Origin of the sequence: Pantoea phyllosphaerae, from assembly GCF_051025595.1 — a bacterium.
Taxonomy (GTDB): Bacteria; Pseudomonadota; Gammaproteobacteria; order Enterobacterales; family Enterobacteriaceae; genus Pantoea.
Genome location: NZ_JBPFDE010000004.1, coordinates 270,362 through 285,530, shown reverse-complemented (window position 1 = coordinate 285,530; position 15,169 = coordinate 270,362). Strand labels below are relative to the sequence as shown.

The following is a 15,169-nucleotide window of genomic DNA, read 5'->3' as shown; positions in this document are numbered from 1 at the left end:
ATTAGATTATGGCTAGTATTGATGCAGCTTACTGCTACTCGTTCCCGGCTATACGTGGCATTCAGGCGGGGCGCCCTTTTTATATCGCTACCTGCCCAATGCGCATCATCCCTAAGATATTCAGTTTTGATGAAAATGACGTTCCTCCAGAGCTACGTGCACAGCGCACCTTGAACAAATCGCGTATACCAGAAATGGTAAGGTACTTGCTTGAAAACCCTAAAGATTATGTTTTCTCTGCATTAACAGCTTCCATCGCGGTTGACGTTCAGTTTGATGAGTTTCCTGGGTCTAACAATCTGGGAACACTATCCGTTCCGATGGATGCACAGATCTTGATCAACGATGGTCAGCATCGTCGTAAGGCGATTGAAGACGCTTTGGATGCTCGTCCGGAACTTGGGCAGGATAACATTCCAGTCCTGTTTTTTGTTGATGAGGGATTAAAACGCAGTCAGCAAATGTTTGCCGATCTGAACAAATACGCAATACGTCCTAGTCCTTCACTGTCATCACTCTACGATCACCGTGATGCTAGCTCTAGTCTGGCGCGTTATCTGGCTATGTCTGTTGAACCGTTTATCGGGATGACCGAGCTTGAAAAATCAGGTATCAGCCAACGTTCCAATAAATTGTTTACTTTGAGTAGCATCAAGCAGGCAACTCGTGCACTACTGGGTAAAGATCCCAAAGAAGAAAATTTTGAAGAGTGCACTCAACTCGCAGCAAACTACTGGAAAGCTATTTTTAATGTCATGCCAGACTGGCAGCTAGCCGCTAAAAAAGAGGTGTCACCTGTTCAGCTACGCCAGGATTACGTGCATGCTCACGGTATTGCTTTACAGGCGCTCGGACAACTAGGGCATTGCCTGCTGGCAAACTATCCTGAGCACTGGCCAGAGAAAATCGCTGCCCTCAAAACCTTTAACTGGCGCAGAAACAATCCAGATCTGATAAAGCGCGCAATGCAGCACGGTAAGCTGAGTAAAACCAGTTCGGCAATCCAACTTACGTGCAATGCATTAAAGACCGCACTTTCAATTCCCCTCACTCCTGAAGAACAGGAGCTTGAAACTCAAATGGTTACCTTATGAGTAAATTAGTTCAGGCCTTCGATCTGGCTGAATATGAAGATTTTATTAATCAGGAACAGTTCGCTGGGCGTCCCTTAGCCGAATTTGTTGCTGAAGTACAAAGAATTTACTGCGCAGATAAACGTCCGTGGGTTATTGGCTACAGTGGAGGAAAAGATTCTTCCGCAGTGATCACGCTGGTGTATCTGGCATTACTCGGCTTACCCCCGGCAATGCGCAGTAAAGATGTTTTTTTGGTCTCGTCCGATACGTTGGTTGAAACTCCAGTAGTTGTAGATTTGATTAAGAAAACAATGCTTCAGATCGAGGCGGGTGCAAAGCGTAACGGCCTGCCAATAACTCAACATGCAGTAACGCCCAAAACCAACGAAACCTTCTGGGTAAATTTGCTTGGGAAAGGTTATCCAGCCCCAACCCGTAGCTTCCGTTGGTGTACTGAACGTATGAAGATCAACCCGGTTAGTGACTTTATTAAAGATAAGGTCAGCCAGTTTGATGAAGTTATTGTGGTTCTCGGTTCACGTAGCAGCGAAAGTGCCTCCCGTGCCCAAGTAATTGCAAAACACAAAATCGATGGCTCGCGCCTGGCCCGGCATACCACGCTAGCAAACGCATTTATCTATACCCCTATTGATACATGGGATGTAGAAGACGTCTGGAAGCTACTGCGCGGCGCGTTCCGCTATGCCCCTGAAGATATCAACGAGTGGGAAAGCCCATGGGGCGGAAACAACCGTCCTCTATGGACGCTTTATATGGATTCTTCTGCACAAGGCGAATGCCCACTTGTTATCGATGAAAGTACCCCGTCATGCGGAAATTCTCGTTTTGGCTGCTGGACTTGTACAGTTGTAACTAAAGATAAAGCGATGGAAAGTCTGATTAAAAGTGGAGAAGAATGGATGTCTCCGCTGTTGAAATATCGCGACCTGTTAGCCTTTACCACCGACCCGGTGAATAAAGACACTTATCGTAATTACAAACGTCGTACAGGCAAAGTGAGTTATCAGTACGCTAAAGAAAGTGATGAACCAGGCGCTGAGCGTAAACATGTTCCAGGTCCTTACTGGCTAAAATACCGTCAGGAGTGGCTGAGAGAGTTATTGAAGATTGAGCGTGATTTGAATGCTCAAGGTCATACTATTACGTTGATTACCGAGCCGGAGCTACATGCGATTCGTCAGGAGTGGCTGAAAGATCCTAATGAACCAGACTGGTATGACACACTGCCTAGTATTTACCGTGAAGTGTATCAGCGGGATTTAGACTGGGTGGTTGACGATCAGTCCCGCTTTGATGCCAGTGATGCAGACTTACTCGCGCAAATAGCACAGGGATTTAATGTTGTTCCTGAAATGGTAATGAAACTTATTGAGCTGGAAGTCTCAATGGAAGGATTAAGCCGTCGTCAGGGGATCTTTGAAAAACTCGGCACGATTTTGAAGCAGGACTGGGGCACTCTTGAAGAAATCCAGCAACAACAAGTAACGCTTCAAAAACGCAACGAACGGGATATTCATCAGGAAGAAATCACGAAGTTGGAAACTGAACTTCAAGTTTTACAGCGCAGGATCGTTGATGCCAGTGAATCCTCGGTACTTATTGGAGAGGAGAATTAACATGCTTATCAAACAACTGGTATTAAATAATTTTAGGGTATTTAATGGTACACATACCATTGATTTGGCTCCAAGACAGCGTCCCCGCGATTCGAATCCCCGACCGATTGTTCTTTTCGGCGGTTTAAACGGTGCAGGAAAAACATCGATCCTGTCGGCAATTCGTTTAGCACTGTATGGTCGGCTGGCATTTGGTCTTGCAACGCAACAGCAGGATTATATCGAGCAGCTCAGTTCGTTAATTCACAACGGAGCAAGCTATATTGAGCCACGGGAAGAAGCTTCTGTCGAACTGACCTTTACCTATAATAAGGAAGGTCATGAAGCGGAATTTACTGTTACCCGAGCCTGGAAAAAGGGCAAGAAAGATCGACTTTCACTGCAACAGGATGGACAACCACTTAGTGAGTTGGATTACGATCAGTGCCAAGGTTTTCTGAATGAATTAATCCCGCATGGCATTGCCGATCTTTTCTTTTTTGACGGCGAGAAAATTGCTGAACTGGCGGAAGATGAATCCGGCAATATTCTGCGCACTGCTGTGCGCCGTTTATTGGGTCTCGATCTGATATCCAAACTGCGTAATGACTTAATGATTTTTGTTAAGCGCCAGCAATCCAGCCAGTTATCGGATATTCAGCAACAGCAGATTGAAAAGCTTGAAAAACAAAGTAAGGAATTAGCCTGCCAGACAGAAGCATTACTTGAAAGCGCCGATTTTGCCAAAACACGAATGGATTTTCTTTCTAAAGATATAATCCGTTATGAAGGCCTACTAAATGCTCAGGGTGGCGCGTTTGCCCAGACTAAAGCGCAGGAAAAGCAGAAAGTTGACACACTTTTAAAAGATAAAGAAAATCTTGAAAAAGCATTGAGGCAAGAATGTGATGGCTCGCTACCTTATGCGCTTGCGCCCAATATTTTGTCTCGTTTGCTACAAAAAATTGCCGATGAAATGCAGATTAAACAAGCGAAAAGCTTTGAAAAAGAGCTGAGCCAGTTTTTAACCCAACTCAGAAATGATATTGCATTTCGTTCAGCTGGCACTGGTAAAATAGCCGCTGAAGCGATCACTGATAATCTACAAGATTACATGGCAACAAAACCCAAAGGCGATTTGCTCTTTGATATCTCTGAGCGTGAAGCGGGTATGCTTCAACAGTCCATAGAGATAGACAGTAAGAGAGCATGGCAGCGTTTTGAGCTTTATCGCACGCAGTTATCTGAGACTGAAAAGCAGTTAGAACAAGCAGCTGCTAATATTGCCCGTGCCCCTGAAGATGATCAGTTGATGGATCTTTTTGAGAAATTACGTGATCTGGATAGGCAGCGTGAAGCCCAATTGCAGAAATATCGATCATTGCTGGAAGATGCTAAGCGCATTAAACAGCAGCAGTTGGATTGTGTTCGTCAAATACAAAAAGCGCATGATGCTGCTCGTTATCAGCACAGTTACAGTAGTGCATTTCAAAATGCCCAAGAAACGATAAATTTACTCGATCGCTACAGTGATGTATTAACTCAGGCTCGAGTTAAAACGCTGTCTACAAACTTTGAGCTTGCTTACCGTAAGTTGGCTCGTAAAGAGGATTTACAACTTAGCGCACATATCAATCCTCAAACGTTTGATGTGGAGTTGATTGATGAGAATGGCTCAGTAATTAACCGGAAGTTACTTTCTGCTGGTGAAAAGCAGATTTATGCAATTGCCATTCTTGAAGCGCTAGCGAAAACCTCTGGTCGTAACTTACCGGTGATCATTGATACACCATTGGGACGTCTGGATTCTCAGCATCGGGATAAATTGATTAACCACTACTTCCCTGAAGCCAGCCATCAGGTTGTTTTGCTCTCCACTGATACTGAAGTAGATGAGCGTTATTTTGTTGATCAGTTGCGTGATGATATCTCTCATGCTTATGAAATTGTGTTTAATGCGCATACTAAATCATCGGCTCTAAAACCCGGATATTTCTGGGAATTAACTAAAGAGGCCATCTGATGCTCCCAAATCGAATGGTACTGAGTCGTCAGACTGAAGACCAGCTTAAGAAGTTAAAAGTGTATACAGGGATCACTCCTAATATTGCTGCTCGACTGGCATTTTTCCGCTCGGTGGAGAGTGAGTTTCTTTATTTGCCTGAACGGGATAGTAACAAACTGGATGGTACGCTGGTGTTGGATAAGATTACGTGGTTGGGAGAAACATTGCAGACTACGGAACTGGTGCTGAAGATGCTTTACCCTCATTTAGAACAGAAGACATTGATTAAAGCGTGGGCGGCGCATGTTGAGGATGGAATTGCAGGATTAAGAAATTATCGCACACTAATATCAATGGTTAAAGCTATATAAATAAAACCCTACTATAAGCGCAATGCCAAAATAAAAGTCGGCATTGCGCTATTATTTATATATCTTTTAGCAATCGTTTATACTCTGAATTTTCTGCATCATTTTTTATATTCAAATCACTAATCGTCTTTATTCCGGACGCAACAAGTAGTGTATTTCTAATCCTAACTCTTAATTTTGATTGAACACCGAAAAATGGGTCATTATAATTAACAGTGGAAGCTTTTTTTAATAGACCATTAATGTCACAATGTAAATAACCATCCTTTTCACAAATATTTCTAAGAAAGTCAAAACATGCTTGCATACCTAATGTTTTCTTGAAAACATCAAATTCCCACAGATGATTGACGATGGCTTTAAGGAAATTTAGAACAATATCAAATAATGTTTTATCTTTATTGCTGATGTATAATTCTCTAAGAGGGGCTTTAGATGTCATACTCAAAAGCATGTTTCTATTACGACCTTCAGAAACTTTTTTTGTTTGCAATGTATCTCTGTCAGCTCTGGGGTTGTTTGTAATTAATGATAGTATTCCATCAATTATTGATGCCATTGATATGGTTGAGTTTGAGCTACCATTAACTACGCCTAATTTTATTTTACCTTTCAGCGGGGAATTTTCATCCTCTGATAAAACTCTAGTGAAGTAAACTGCAAGAGTCTCTGGTGACCAAGATGATGACTCACCCTGTTCCATATCAAATTGAAATAAATTATAAGCTAGGTTTTTATCCACTCTCCTTTGGTTAATATTTATATTTGTGAAAATTTTACCATGATAAGCTAAGGGGAGATCTAAATAAACCGAGCATAACAACTCCATGCTTTTACAGTTAGAATTAGTGAATCCAAACACTCGGTGTTGCCCATCTATGATAGAAGCTAATTTCTCTTCTGTAGGGATAGTGAGATAATAAAAGCCATTTTCTTTCTGTTCTATATCCCAGCGCTCAGCTTCATCTGTTACCAAAGTTCCATCGCTAGAATAGTTTACACCTAAAATAATTGAATTTGGAAAGCTAGCATCTACAGTTTCAGTATACCTCTTTATTTCATCAAGCCTTGACCTTGTTGTAACCCTCTGATTTCCAACCAGTTTACTTATAAATGTACCTACATGGGAAATAGATTCATCTTCGTAGCCATCTAATATTTCCGCTCGAATTGTATAGCAAACTTTCAGCAAAACCTCAGCAGGAATTGATACGACATAAAAATCCCCTAACGGTTGTTCTATTTTGATTGCTGGCAACTTCATGGGGAATTTATTCATTTTTTTCACCATCTTTAATATTTGATAGAGTAGCCTTTTGATATCCTGTCGGGCCGGGCTCCATTCGGGACGTTTCATTATCAAACTTGTCATCATTTACATTAGCGCATATAAATATAAGTAATGTAATAAAGGTGCCGAAGTTTAATAAGTACGAACTTCCTGTCTTTGTTGTCAAGTATCCTATAACACAGAAAATAAGGGCGACAAGTCCAAATATCATCCCTAAACCTAAGAAATCTTTTGTCGATTTTTGATTATTTAAGATTACATCAACGCATAACGTCCCAAGTATAGCGAACGAATAAGTAAAGACATTTACGCTCTCAAAAAATGATGCATTTTTATCCCCTGAAATTATAGCAGACAAATAGGGTAGCCATAATCCAACACCTCCGACAAAAAGTATCCCTGCAAAAAAAAATGCAATAAATGAGATACTGTTAAATGTATTAACAATTCGCATCCATAATTCTTTAAATACTCCTCCCCATGGATTATGCCTCACCTTTCCCATAGTTAGCCTCCTTTACATAAAAAAGACAAGAGGCAGCCCTATATGCAGGGTGAAATAATTCATTGTCCATAAATCAACTCCCAAAATGCTTTGTCACGCATCTTTTTCACTTGCTTATCTCCATCAATATATAAACTAAAATGCTTCTCAAGTTGCCTAATCTGCCCCATCAGAGACTCCTGCTCGCCTTTATCATCAATGTTAAATACGGCCTTGATATCAGAATTCTTGATCTCAGAAACTCGATGAATTACCCAAGTCAGAATATAAGAAGCATAATTATTCTCGCCTGTTTTAAAGTGGGTAATTTCTTGTGTTGACAGGATTGCCCCGACTCCATATTCGCGGCCTTCTTTAAGAATTTTACGTAGGCTCGCAAAATCCTGCCGCATAAAGTTATCGGCTTCATCAACCAGAATCATTTTAGTTAGCTGGCGATAATCCCCTTGCACCTTCGGTTTGCCGCGCTTTTGCATCTGTGCATAAAACAGGTCCAGCGTCAGCGCAACTACCAGATTTTGAATCTCTGATGGATAACCAGCTAGTTCAATAACTGTGACGCCATCAACCAGATCGTACAAGCTGGTCATCTTCTCTGGATCCGTTTCAAAAATCTGGAAGCCTGCCAGATTATAAAGCGCAGCATATAATGAATCTTCGTCGACTTTCTCTTGTGCCAGGTACTGCTGCCACACATCTTCAATAGTCGGTGCTACGCGATTCCATGTTGATCTATCATGAGGCACTATTCCAGCTAAGTCATAGCACTCCATTATTAGCGTAACCAGCTTCATGCGTTGTTTTACGCCAAGGTTATACGCTTTGCCCATCGTTTCCGCGAACGCCATTGCTGTATGCCTCGGTAGCATGGGCATATCACCAAATAACGATAACGGATTATAAGGTAACAACGATAGCTGATATTTCTTGGCGCCTGTAGCTTCCAGAAATGCATCATCCACATAGTCAGATTTGTAGTCGAAGATCAGCAAGCCAATCGGTTTACCATCAACGTTGCAGGACTGATTGCGCATCAGTTGAGTTACTAGCGATTTAGTAAACTGGGTTTTCCCGGTCCCCATTGTTCCAATAATACCAGTATTGGTATTCATGAACTTCGCAGTGTTAGTTGGCTCCCAGTACAGTGGACTCTGGCGCACAGCATCATGTCCAAACAAGATCTTTAATGGTGTATTGCTGACATTATTGAGCGTCAGTGCTGATACCTCAGGTTGTGAGAACTCCGGTTCAGAAACAGGTTCTGGCTCAGTAGGTGTTGTCACTTGTATTGGTTGTGACGCACTGATATCACACACAGGTTTTAACTGATATTTTTCCGGTACCCGATAGCGTTCAGCCAATGGAGGTTGATCTCCTTGTGCGGCAATTAACGATGAGAGTATTGAGTAAGGAATTTCGATTTGTAAGATTTTCTCTGCAGTCTCTTTATATGAGATATCAAAACAGCTCTCACTATCTACGTGCGCAACCACAAAGCCATCAGCATAGTCGGTAAGTTCACCCAACTGATAGTCGCCGGTGAGCCACCATTCGCGTCGTTCCAGCAGAGGGGATAGTTTATTGTTATCCAGCACGCCATACAGACGCAACTTCTCTACCTGCATTAATACCTGACGAATAAAAAGTGACCGGTATAGCTGTGATGCCAGAGTTTGCTGCCCAAGAATATCTTGCTGTAAATAGCGTTTTAGCTCGCGAGCCTGCTTCCCCGCATAGTTGTAATCGGGACGAGCACCTGTTTTTACTTCAAGTGGCAACAGATAGAGGTTGTTATCTTTGAAACCTACAAAAAGCACATCGTCCGAGATTGCCCCGTTTTGATAACCCTGTAAGTGGCGAGATAAATCGCTTTCTTTCATTCTCAGTCCGACGTTACCAGATACGCGGATCATCTCGGCCACCGATAGCGGAATCCAGCATATATCGGACTGATGCAGCATAGACTGCACGAATTTATAAGCGCCAATAATGCCATGTTTCTCTTTGCGCTCTTTCTCACCAGAACGCAGCATTTTCAGCAGCCACTCACCGTTAAAGGCATTAAATTCAGCAAGTAATTGCTGGCTATCAACGTTGGGTTGTCTGGTGTGATTTCCTGTCTGAAGCAGACGTAAGAACAACTCAACCTGTTTCGTGACGGTTACGGCGTCATAACCTGCGCAACTGGTGTACTGATCAGAGTAATGAATTAGCACAACATCTTTTTGACTGGTAAAGAAATCGAGTGTGACCTTAGGATCGATAATTGTGGTCCAGAGCGAGCTGTCATAAGAGTAGTCGAGCAACTGCTTAAAGTTGCCGCTTACGGCCAGGCTAATTCCCTGACCATGATACTGGCTGTTACTCTGGCGCGCCGGTTGCCACAAACCGCCCAGCAAGCGGGCAAGGCGCAGAGTGCGGTAAGGTTCAGTATCGACATTACGTAAACCAAAAGCAGTAAAGTAGGCATCGCCTTGGGTTTCCGCCCCTTCACCAGCAATAAGCCCATGGCATAATACCCCGCTCGCGGCGTCTTCAATACGTATCTGACGGCAATCAACGGGTGTGGTATTAGTAAAAAATGCCAGATGGGCATAGGCCAGTTTGTCACTTTCTTGCGGCAGAACAAATTTACTGAACGTTAAGCGGCTGCGCAGCAAATCAATCAGCATATCGGCCTCAGCACGCCATGCGCCGCTGTTCAGATCAAGATCGCTTTTAAGCTGCTCATAGCTGCCGCTTTCGGCAAAATGGTCAAACGCATTAGGCAGCAGGCGTTCATCGTAGCAGTTAACATGCACTGAAATTGCGCTTTCTTTTTCCTGTTTAAAATATTCCACCAACCCAAGGAACAGTTCTCTGGCATTGCCCTGATTAATGGCATTGATGATCAGCGCGTTGTGTCCGCTACTCTGGAACAACCGAGAATAAGCATCAGTAAATTCGTTGAGTTTGTCTTTGACCAGCCGTTTAACATAGTCATGGCTCATCTGCCGCTGGGGAATTATGTCAATCCAGAAGCGGTTTTCCGCGACCGGCTGTAGCTGTGCGTACTCATGTTCACTATGGTACACGAACGGCATTAAGCCAGAGGCGATCAAACGATTGAGAGTAATCGGCGGTAATGAGGCAAAGGACGCTAATGTAGGTTGCTCTGGCTCTGCAATGATGGTTTCAGCTAGCTGTAGATGATAGGCCAATACCAACGGATGCAATGGCGATAAGCGTTCATGCATCTCGCCACAGCAAATACCTAGATGTAGCAGCCGTTTCTCCTGAGGTGCCAGCGTCCTGCTCAGCCCAATTTGTTGTAATGCCTGTTCAAATATATCAAGGACATGACTGACCAACGCACGATATTCCGCTGACCACGACACTAAGCTCGGCAAGGTGTTACGGAGCTGATAGTAAGCTAATAGTTGGCGATAGGCATTATGGAGGTCAGGATAGCTAGTATAAAGTTCATCCAGCGCAAATACGCTATTGTCATTGCCTGTACCAAGCAGATTCTGCTCAATTAATGAGGCTTCTAGCATCAGTAACTGCTGACGCACACCGACCACGTTGTGCTCGGTGTTATCCAGAATTACGCGTCCTTTCATCCGGTTCCAGGTCGCATTGCTATCTTCTTTAAAAAGCTTATTGAAGCGACTCTGATCAAAAAGCAGCGGCAGTGTTAACCCTTCCTCAGCCCCTGGCCCTTCTATGTTGAACAGCAGACGAGAATCACCAGAAATCAGCGCAAATTTAATTAACTCACTTTGGTTCGCCAGCCTTTCAAAATTCACCCGAGCATACTGCCGACAGTCAATATCTTCGCTCTCTTCATCCAGCGTACAGGTCTGGTCGCCAGTTTCCGCAATGCGTAACGTGTTATCTTCCAGCTGCAACGTCAGTTGGTCTTTACCCGGTTCAATACGATAACAATGCTGGATATCATTCAGCCAAAATTGTCCTTGTTCAACTAGCAACAGACGAAACTTATACTCCTCTGCCGAGTTATTGCGGTTGACTATTTCGAGGCTAAAAAAGCAGGGTTTGCCGTCAAAAGGTACTGACGCCATTATCCGGGAGGATTTTCCCCCAGCCCGACTGGTGCGCCAAAAAGGCTCTTTCTGTAACCGGCGATGATGAGCAATTTTTATCTGGTCATCCTGAAGGTCGTTGCTTTGAAAGCTGAATTCTAGTTCGACCTGCGATTGTCCCGGCTGTATCAGTACCAGAACACTAATATCACGCTTACCCGCTTTACTGGCGCTTTTGGCTCTTTGCCAGACTTCGCCGTTTACAACGCAGATGTTTTCCAGTACAAGTTTTTGTTCACTGTTGTGCGCTTTCTCATCCTGGTAGACAGAGAAATCAAGCTCGCGCCAGTCGTCTTTATCAACAAAATGTTCCTGAATAAATTTGGTACTGAACTCAGTTAGCACGTTCTCCAGTTGCCCACTGTAACGCTCGATACTGTCCTCTATCTGACGATATAGTTTCTGGTTTTCATTTAACCGGGAGCGAAGCTGTTTACCGCTAAAACTTAATAGATGACTATCGTTGAATAGTTTTAACTCAGAGAAATCAAGGTTACCGTCGTCTAGCAGACGATATAACGATGAAAAACCAAATACGGTTGCTCCTTCATCCAATATTGTTGTCAACTGATCACCCAGCAAACAACGGGATACTTGTGAATGGGCACTGTCTGTGGTGATTAATTTTTCGAGTTGATGACAAAAGGTTTCGGGATGCCAGATAGCACCAGGAGCAGCGACATCCTTGGTACTATTGAGCAAAGTATCCAGCATACTGTTATGAATAATCAACAACGCAGTCTGGGCAAAGATTCCATTGCGGCCGGAAACCTGATCCCGCAAATGGGAAATATAGTTTTCCGTAAATGTGAGCGCGGTATTGCCGTGCAATACCGGAATAAGCTGAACACCGTTACATGATACGTAAGAAAGATGCTGTTCTGGGGCAATCTCTAGTATGTTTCCATCAGCCAAGGACTCGAAAGCCTCCCAGAGCTTTAAGGCATTGTCAGGATCAGGAGATTTAAACTGGTAGCGTTCGCCTGGCTGGATGGTGCTGCTAACCCATGTAATGAAACTTTCCGCTAGATAGGTTTCATACTGTTTTACGGACATATACGGCGTCTCCACTGTCACTCATTCGTTCCACGTTCCCCATGCGTTCATAAAACGCTACCAGCATCTGTGTAGACTGGTTATCCAGATAAAATCCGCGTTGCTCGAAACCGCGCAGCAGTTCATGCAACCGGAGTTTTTTGTTTTTACCTACGGTAAGATTGGTCAGTAACAACAACCGATCCTGATTCAGCACCAGCACTTTCCCCGCTCGGCCACGCACCTGAATGAAGTCAGTACAAATCTGGCTCTCTAGTTCGTTAATGTATTTGCGATTTACTGAGGCGCGTTCGGATTTCTTACCCTGAAATTGTTCAACTGCAACAGATAATAGCTGCTGGAAAGCTTCGTCCAGGTTTGTGGCTCGCTCGCGAGCAGTGAGTTGGCGATCCGCAATAAATTCCTGCACATACTTGTTAAGGTCATTTAATGTCTGTGAAGTAGGCTCTGAATCATTCAAGGCATCCTGATAGACTTGCCACAATGGACGCTTTTTCGCGCCTCTACCCCATTGCAATACCTCCAGAGCTGAGAGTATCGGGAAAAGTTTTTCACTTTGGCTGGCGAACCACTTATAGCCGAAGCGTTTTATCTGGTCCCGCTCTGAACTAGCTTTTTCGGTATCAAGAATAAAAAAAAGCGATTTACTTTGTGGTTCGCCGTCCCGCCAGTTATCAAGATTGAGCGCCAGTTGAGCGCACCAGCTAAAAGCATACAAACGCAGGGTATTGGTCAATTCCTGCAAAAGATATTGCGGATGATCGGCCAGAAAGGCCATATCGGACTGGAAGCAAGTTACCATATAAGGCAGGTAAGGTTGTTCTTCGGCAAACGGACCTTCCCCCAGCAATTTTACTTTCTCATTGAGCTTATTCAGCATTTGCTGTTCGATAAAGTTAAGCTTGTCCTGTATCGGATAATCCAGACTGAACTCCCTCATTAGGTTAGCAAACAGCGTTCCAAGACGTTTATCTGCCGTGGAGCCTGCGTTTATCTTTTCACCATCAAACTGAGCATGAAACAGTAAAAAAAGTGGAGAGACTCGAAAGATGTCCTGATTGGAAAAATACATTCGTTCCAGCACAGGCCAGAAGGATGGTTCATCAATTAATGTTTGCAGGTGCGCTTTGCAGTCCTCACGAAACTGCTCAATATTGTAAGAGTCAATTTTACGCTTCAGGGCATAACTTAGTACCAGACCGGTGACGATTTGCCAGTCAATATTATTGTTTTTATTACGCACCGGCAGATAACTATCTAGCTGGTTGTTGCCTACTTTTAACGTAGATGCAATGGGGTTCATGATGTTACCCCTCCATGCCGCTAATGGTGATCATGTCGTCGTCCGCTCTTGCGCTGTAAACTCGCTGTGAACCATCATAAAATTTAATTTCACGGCTAGATTTGGCCTGTTCCGCAATCAATTCAACGATTTCATCCAGTAATACAATCGCGCTTTTATCATATTTATTTGGGCGATAGCCGTTATTCAATTTGCGTAACAACTCAAATAAATTAAGCCCGATACGAACAGGATCCAGTGAGTTTTGCCCCACTTTTAAGTAAACGTCAAAACAGGTTGGATGGGCCGTGTTTTTCTTAAGAATGGCGTCCCAATCTGGTTTCAGTGCGACTGGCGCGGTAATTTTAACGCCGCCAAATTCGCCTAAAAAAAATTCTTCTTTTTGCGTACTTAATTCTGGTGCTTTACGGTTTGCGTAGCGCTGAATACCCGCTATAAGTTCAAAAGAATAAAACCGGTTCAGTAATCTTTTCTGTTCAAGGTCTGCGGTGTAATTTTTATGCAGATGCCAAACGTCGGAATAATGTTCGAACAAAGACTCTTTAAAAAACGCCAAAAATTTTTGGTGATAATTATTCCCCAACGACTCATGTTGTAAAAGCCAGAAAAGTCGAATCAATGAGGCTGCATCTCCTAGCTTAACGCTTTGGCGATCAAATGTAAGATGTAAATGCGTAAGCGTACCCAGAAAATCATCCAGTTCAGGATCAACTAACCCAAGCTCATATCGTAAAATGAATTGATCAATTTCGTATGTATGCAATCTGGCAGGATCAAAATCAGAAATCTTTTTTATTAAATCATTTTCTACACCATTAAATAGATTATCAAAAAGATATTCTGGCCCAGTCAATAAGTGATGCAAAAAATCCAATAATGCTCTTGTAGTAACAAATTGATCTTTTATTAATCGTGACTTAAATAGCTGGGTTATTAAAACATTCTGAACGCCGGGCATACAAAGCAGTTTAAAGTTAGCAACGATTTTTAAATCATTCCCTACTGACTCATCGCGTTGATAAATCGTATAGAAAAGATTTTTATCGTCATTGGCTGTTAACTGATTTAATAATTTTTTGATAAAAGGGGAGTATTCCTGCTTTTCGTCAAACTCGAATTTCGGATAATGTTCGAAATCGAAGAAAATACAATTCCCACTGCGGTAAGGACGGTCACCTTCTTGTTGCTCTGATAAGAAGGAGTCAATAGCAGCGCGAATAGTCTTGTGGCTGTCAGCACCTTCTCTAGCAAAGTTGGCCAGCATCCCGGTGTTGATACCGATGAGAAGCGGGGATGATTGGGTATGATGATTTGCAAACAAGTCATTCAATGCATCAATTGCAGATTGTTGAGGCGCAAAGCTATGTGTTGCATCTAGGTGAAAAACAAACCTTTGTTGATAACGTGAATTTGATTTAAGGCGGGTTAAAATTTCTGATTTCCCATCGCCACTACTTCCACATAGAAAAATGATTTCGCCTAGGGCAGCTGTATCTAAATAGCGCTGCAGCTCTTCTTCAATATCTTGTTTAACAAAGAGTTGTTCTTTTAACCCATCGAAGACATCCCTCTGCCGATGAGTCTCGGTAGTAACAGAATACGAGGATGATTTTGCAAGCACACCTAAAGCTTTACGTAATGTTATTGCGCTCATAACTTCACGATCTCTAATGTAAGGATACCTTATTCTATAACAAACCAACAGCTGATCACCATATAGAGCCCCCCAGAGACACTAGGATTTTATAAAAAATCAAGATAAACCAAGATACGGACATCTAGATTATGAATTTATGGCAATCTAGCACTGTTAAGCCTGACTAACAGAAACTGACAGTATGTTCTTGTACAATCCTTTTAT

General features: G+C 43.0%; 9 protein-coding genes. 4 read left to right on the top strand and 5 right to left on the bottom strand.

The window, feature by feature from the left end; all coding sequences use genetic code 11:
• Positions 1-8: 8 nt before the first annotated feature.
• From dndB to dndE, 4 genes are read left to right on the top strand one after another with little or no spacing between them, the layout of a single operon-like run.
• Positions 9-1,094, top strand: a complete 1,086-nt coding sequence (gene dndB / locus ACR6A7_RS08355; protein WP_434124369.1) for a DNA sulfur modification protein DndB — start codon at positions 9-11, stop codon at positions 1,092-1,094.
• Positions 1,091-2,713: a DNA phosphorothioation system sulfurtransferase DndC gene (dndC, locus tag ACR6A7_RS08350; RefSeq protein WP_434124367.1), complete on the top strand. Its 1,623-nt coding sequence runs from the start codon at positions 1,091-1,093 to the stop codon at positions 2,711-2,713. The genes dndB and dndC overlap by 4 nt, the downstream gene beginning before the upstream one ends.
• 1 nt (position 2,714) lies before the next feature.
• A complete protein-coding gene (gene dndD, locus ACR6A7_RS08345; protein ID WP_434124365.1) occupies positions 2,715-4,715 on the top strand; it encodes a DNA sulfur modification protein DndD in 2,001 nt (666 codons plus the stop codon).
• The gene (gene dndE / locus ACR6A7_RS08340) at positions 4,715-5,068 is read left to right on the top strand and encodes a DNA sulfur modification protein DndE (protein WP_434124364.1); all 354 of its coding nucleotides are present in this window, start codon (positions 4,715-4,717) and stop codon (positions 5,066-5,068) included. Before dndD ends, dndE begins: the two co-directional genes overlap by 1 nt.
• 55 nt (positions 5,069-5,123) lie before the next feature.
• Here the strand turns inward: dndE and ACR6A7_RS08335 are convergent, their stop codons facing one another.
• From ACR6A7_RS08335 to dptF, 5 genes are read right to left on the bottom strand one after another with little or no spacing between them, the layout of a single operon-like run.
• Positions 5,124-6,347 (bottom strand): DGQHR domain-containing protein, encoded by a 1,224-nt coding sequence (locus ACR6A7_RS08335; RefSeq protein ID WP_434124363.1) that lies wholly within the window; start codon positions 6,345-6,347, stop codon positions 5,124-5,126.
• Positions 6,340-6,864, bottom strand: coding sequence for a hypothetical protein (locus ACR6A7_RS08330; RefSeq protein WP_434124361.1), 525 nt, complete (start codon positions 6,862-6,864; stop codon positions 6,340-6,342). Before ACR6A7_RS08330 ends, ACR6A7_RS08335 begins: the two co-directional genes overlap by 8 nt.
• Positions 6,865-6,923: 59 nt before the next feature.
• Positions 6,924-12,005, bottom strand: a complete 5,082-nt coding sequence (dptH, locus tag ACR6A7_RS08325) for a DNA phosphorothioation-dependent restriction protein DptH (RefSeq protein WP_434124359.1) — start codon at positions 12,003-12,005, stop codon at positions 6,924-6,926.
• On the bottom strand, positions 11,986-13,308 hold the full coding sequence (dptG, locus tag ACR6A7_RS08320; protein ID WP_434124358.1) for a DNA phosphorothioation-dependent restriction protein DptG: 1,323 nt from the start codon (positions 13,306-13,308) through the stop codon (positions 11,986-11,988). The genes dptH and dptG overlap by 20 nt, the downstream gene beginning before the upstream one ends.
• 4 nt (positions 13,309-13,312) lie before the next feature.
• Entirely contained in the window at positions 13,313-14,962 is a 1,650-nt protein-coding gene (dptF, locus tag ACR6A7_RS08315) for a DNA phosphorothioation-dependent restriction protein DptF (RefSeq protein WP_434124357.1), read from the bottom strand.
• Positions 14,963-15,169 lie beyond the last annotated feature (207 nt).

Coding starts and splice junctions, on each gene's coding strand:
- dndB (WP_434124369.1), top strand. CDS start 9: ATGGCTAGTATTGATGCAGCTTACTGCTACTCGTTCCCGGCTATACGT.
- dndC (WP_434124367.1), top strand. CDS start 1,091: ATGAGTAAATTAGTTCAGGCCTTCGATCTGGCTGAATATGAAGATTTT.
- dndD (WP_434124365.1), top strand. CDS start 2,715: ATGCTTATCAAACAACTGGTATTAAATAATTTTAGGGTATTTAATGGT.
- dndE (WP_434124364.1), top strand. CDS start 4,715: ATGCTCCCAAATCGAATGGTACTGAGTCGTCAGACTGAAGACCAGCTT.
- ACR6A7_RS08335 (WP_434124363.1), bottom strand. CDS start 6,347: ATGAATAAATTCCCCATGAAGTTGCCAGCAATCAAAATAGAACAACCG.
- ACR6A7_RS08330 (WP_434124361.1), bottom strand. CDS start 6,864: ATGGGAAAGGTGAGGCATAATCCATGGGGAGGAGTATTTAAAGAATTA.
- dptH (WP_434124359.1), bottom strand. CDS start 12,005: ATGTCCGTAAAACAGTATGAAACCTATCTAGCGGAAAGTTTCATTACA.
- dptG (WP_434124358.1), bottom strand. CDS start 13,308: ATGAACCCCATTGCATCTACGTTAAAAGTAGGCAACAACCAGCTAGAT.
- dptF (WP_434124357.1), bottom strand. CDS start 14,962: ATGAGCGCAATAACATTACGTAAAGCTTTAGGTGTGCTTGCAAAATCA.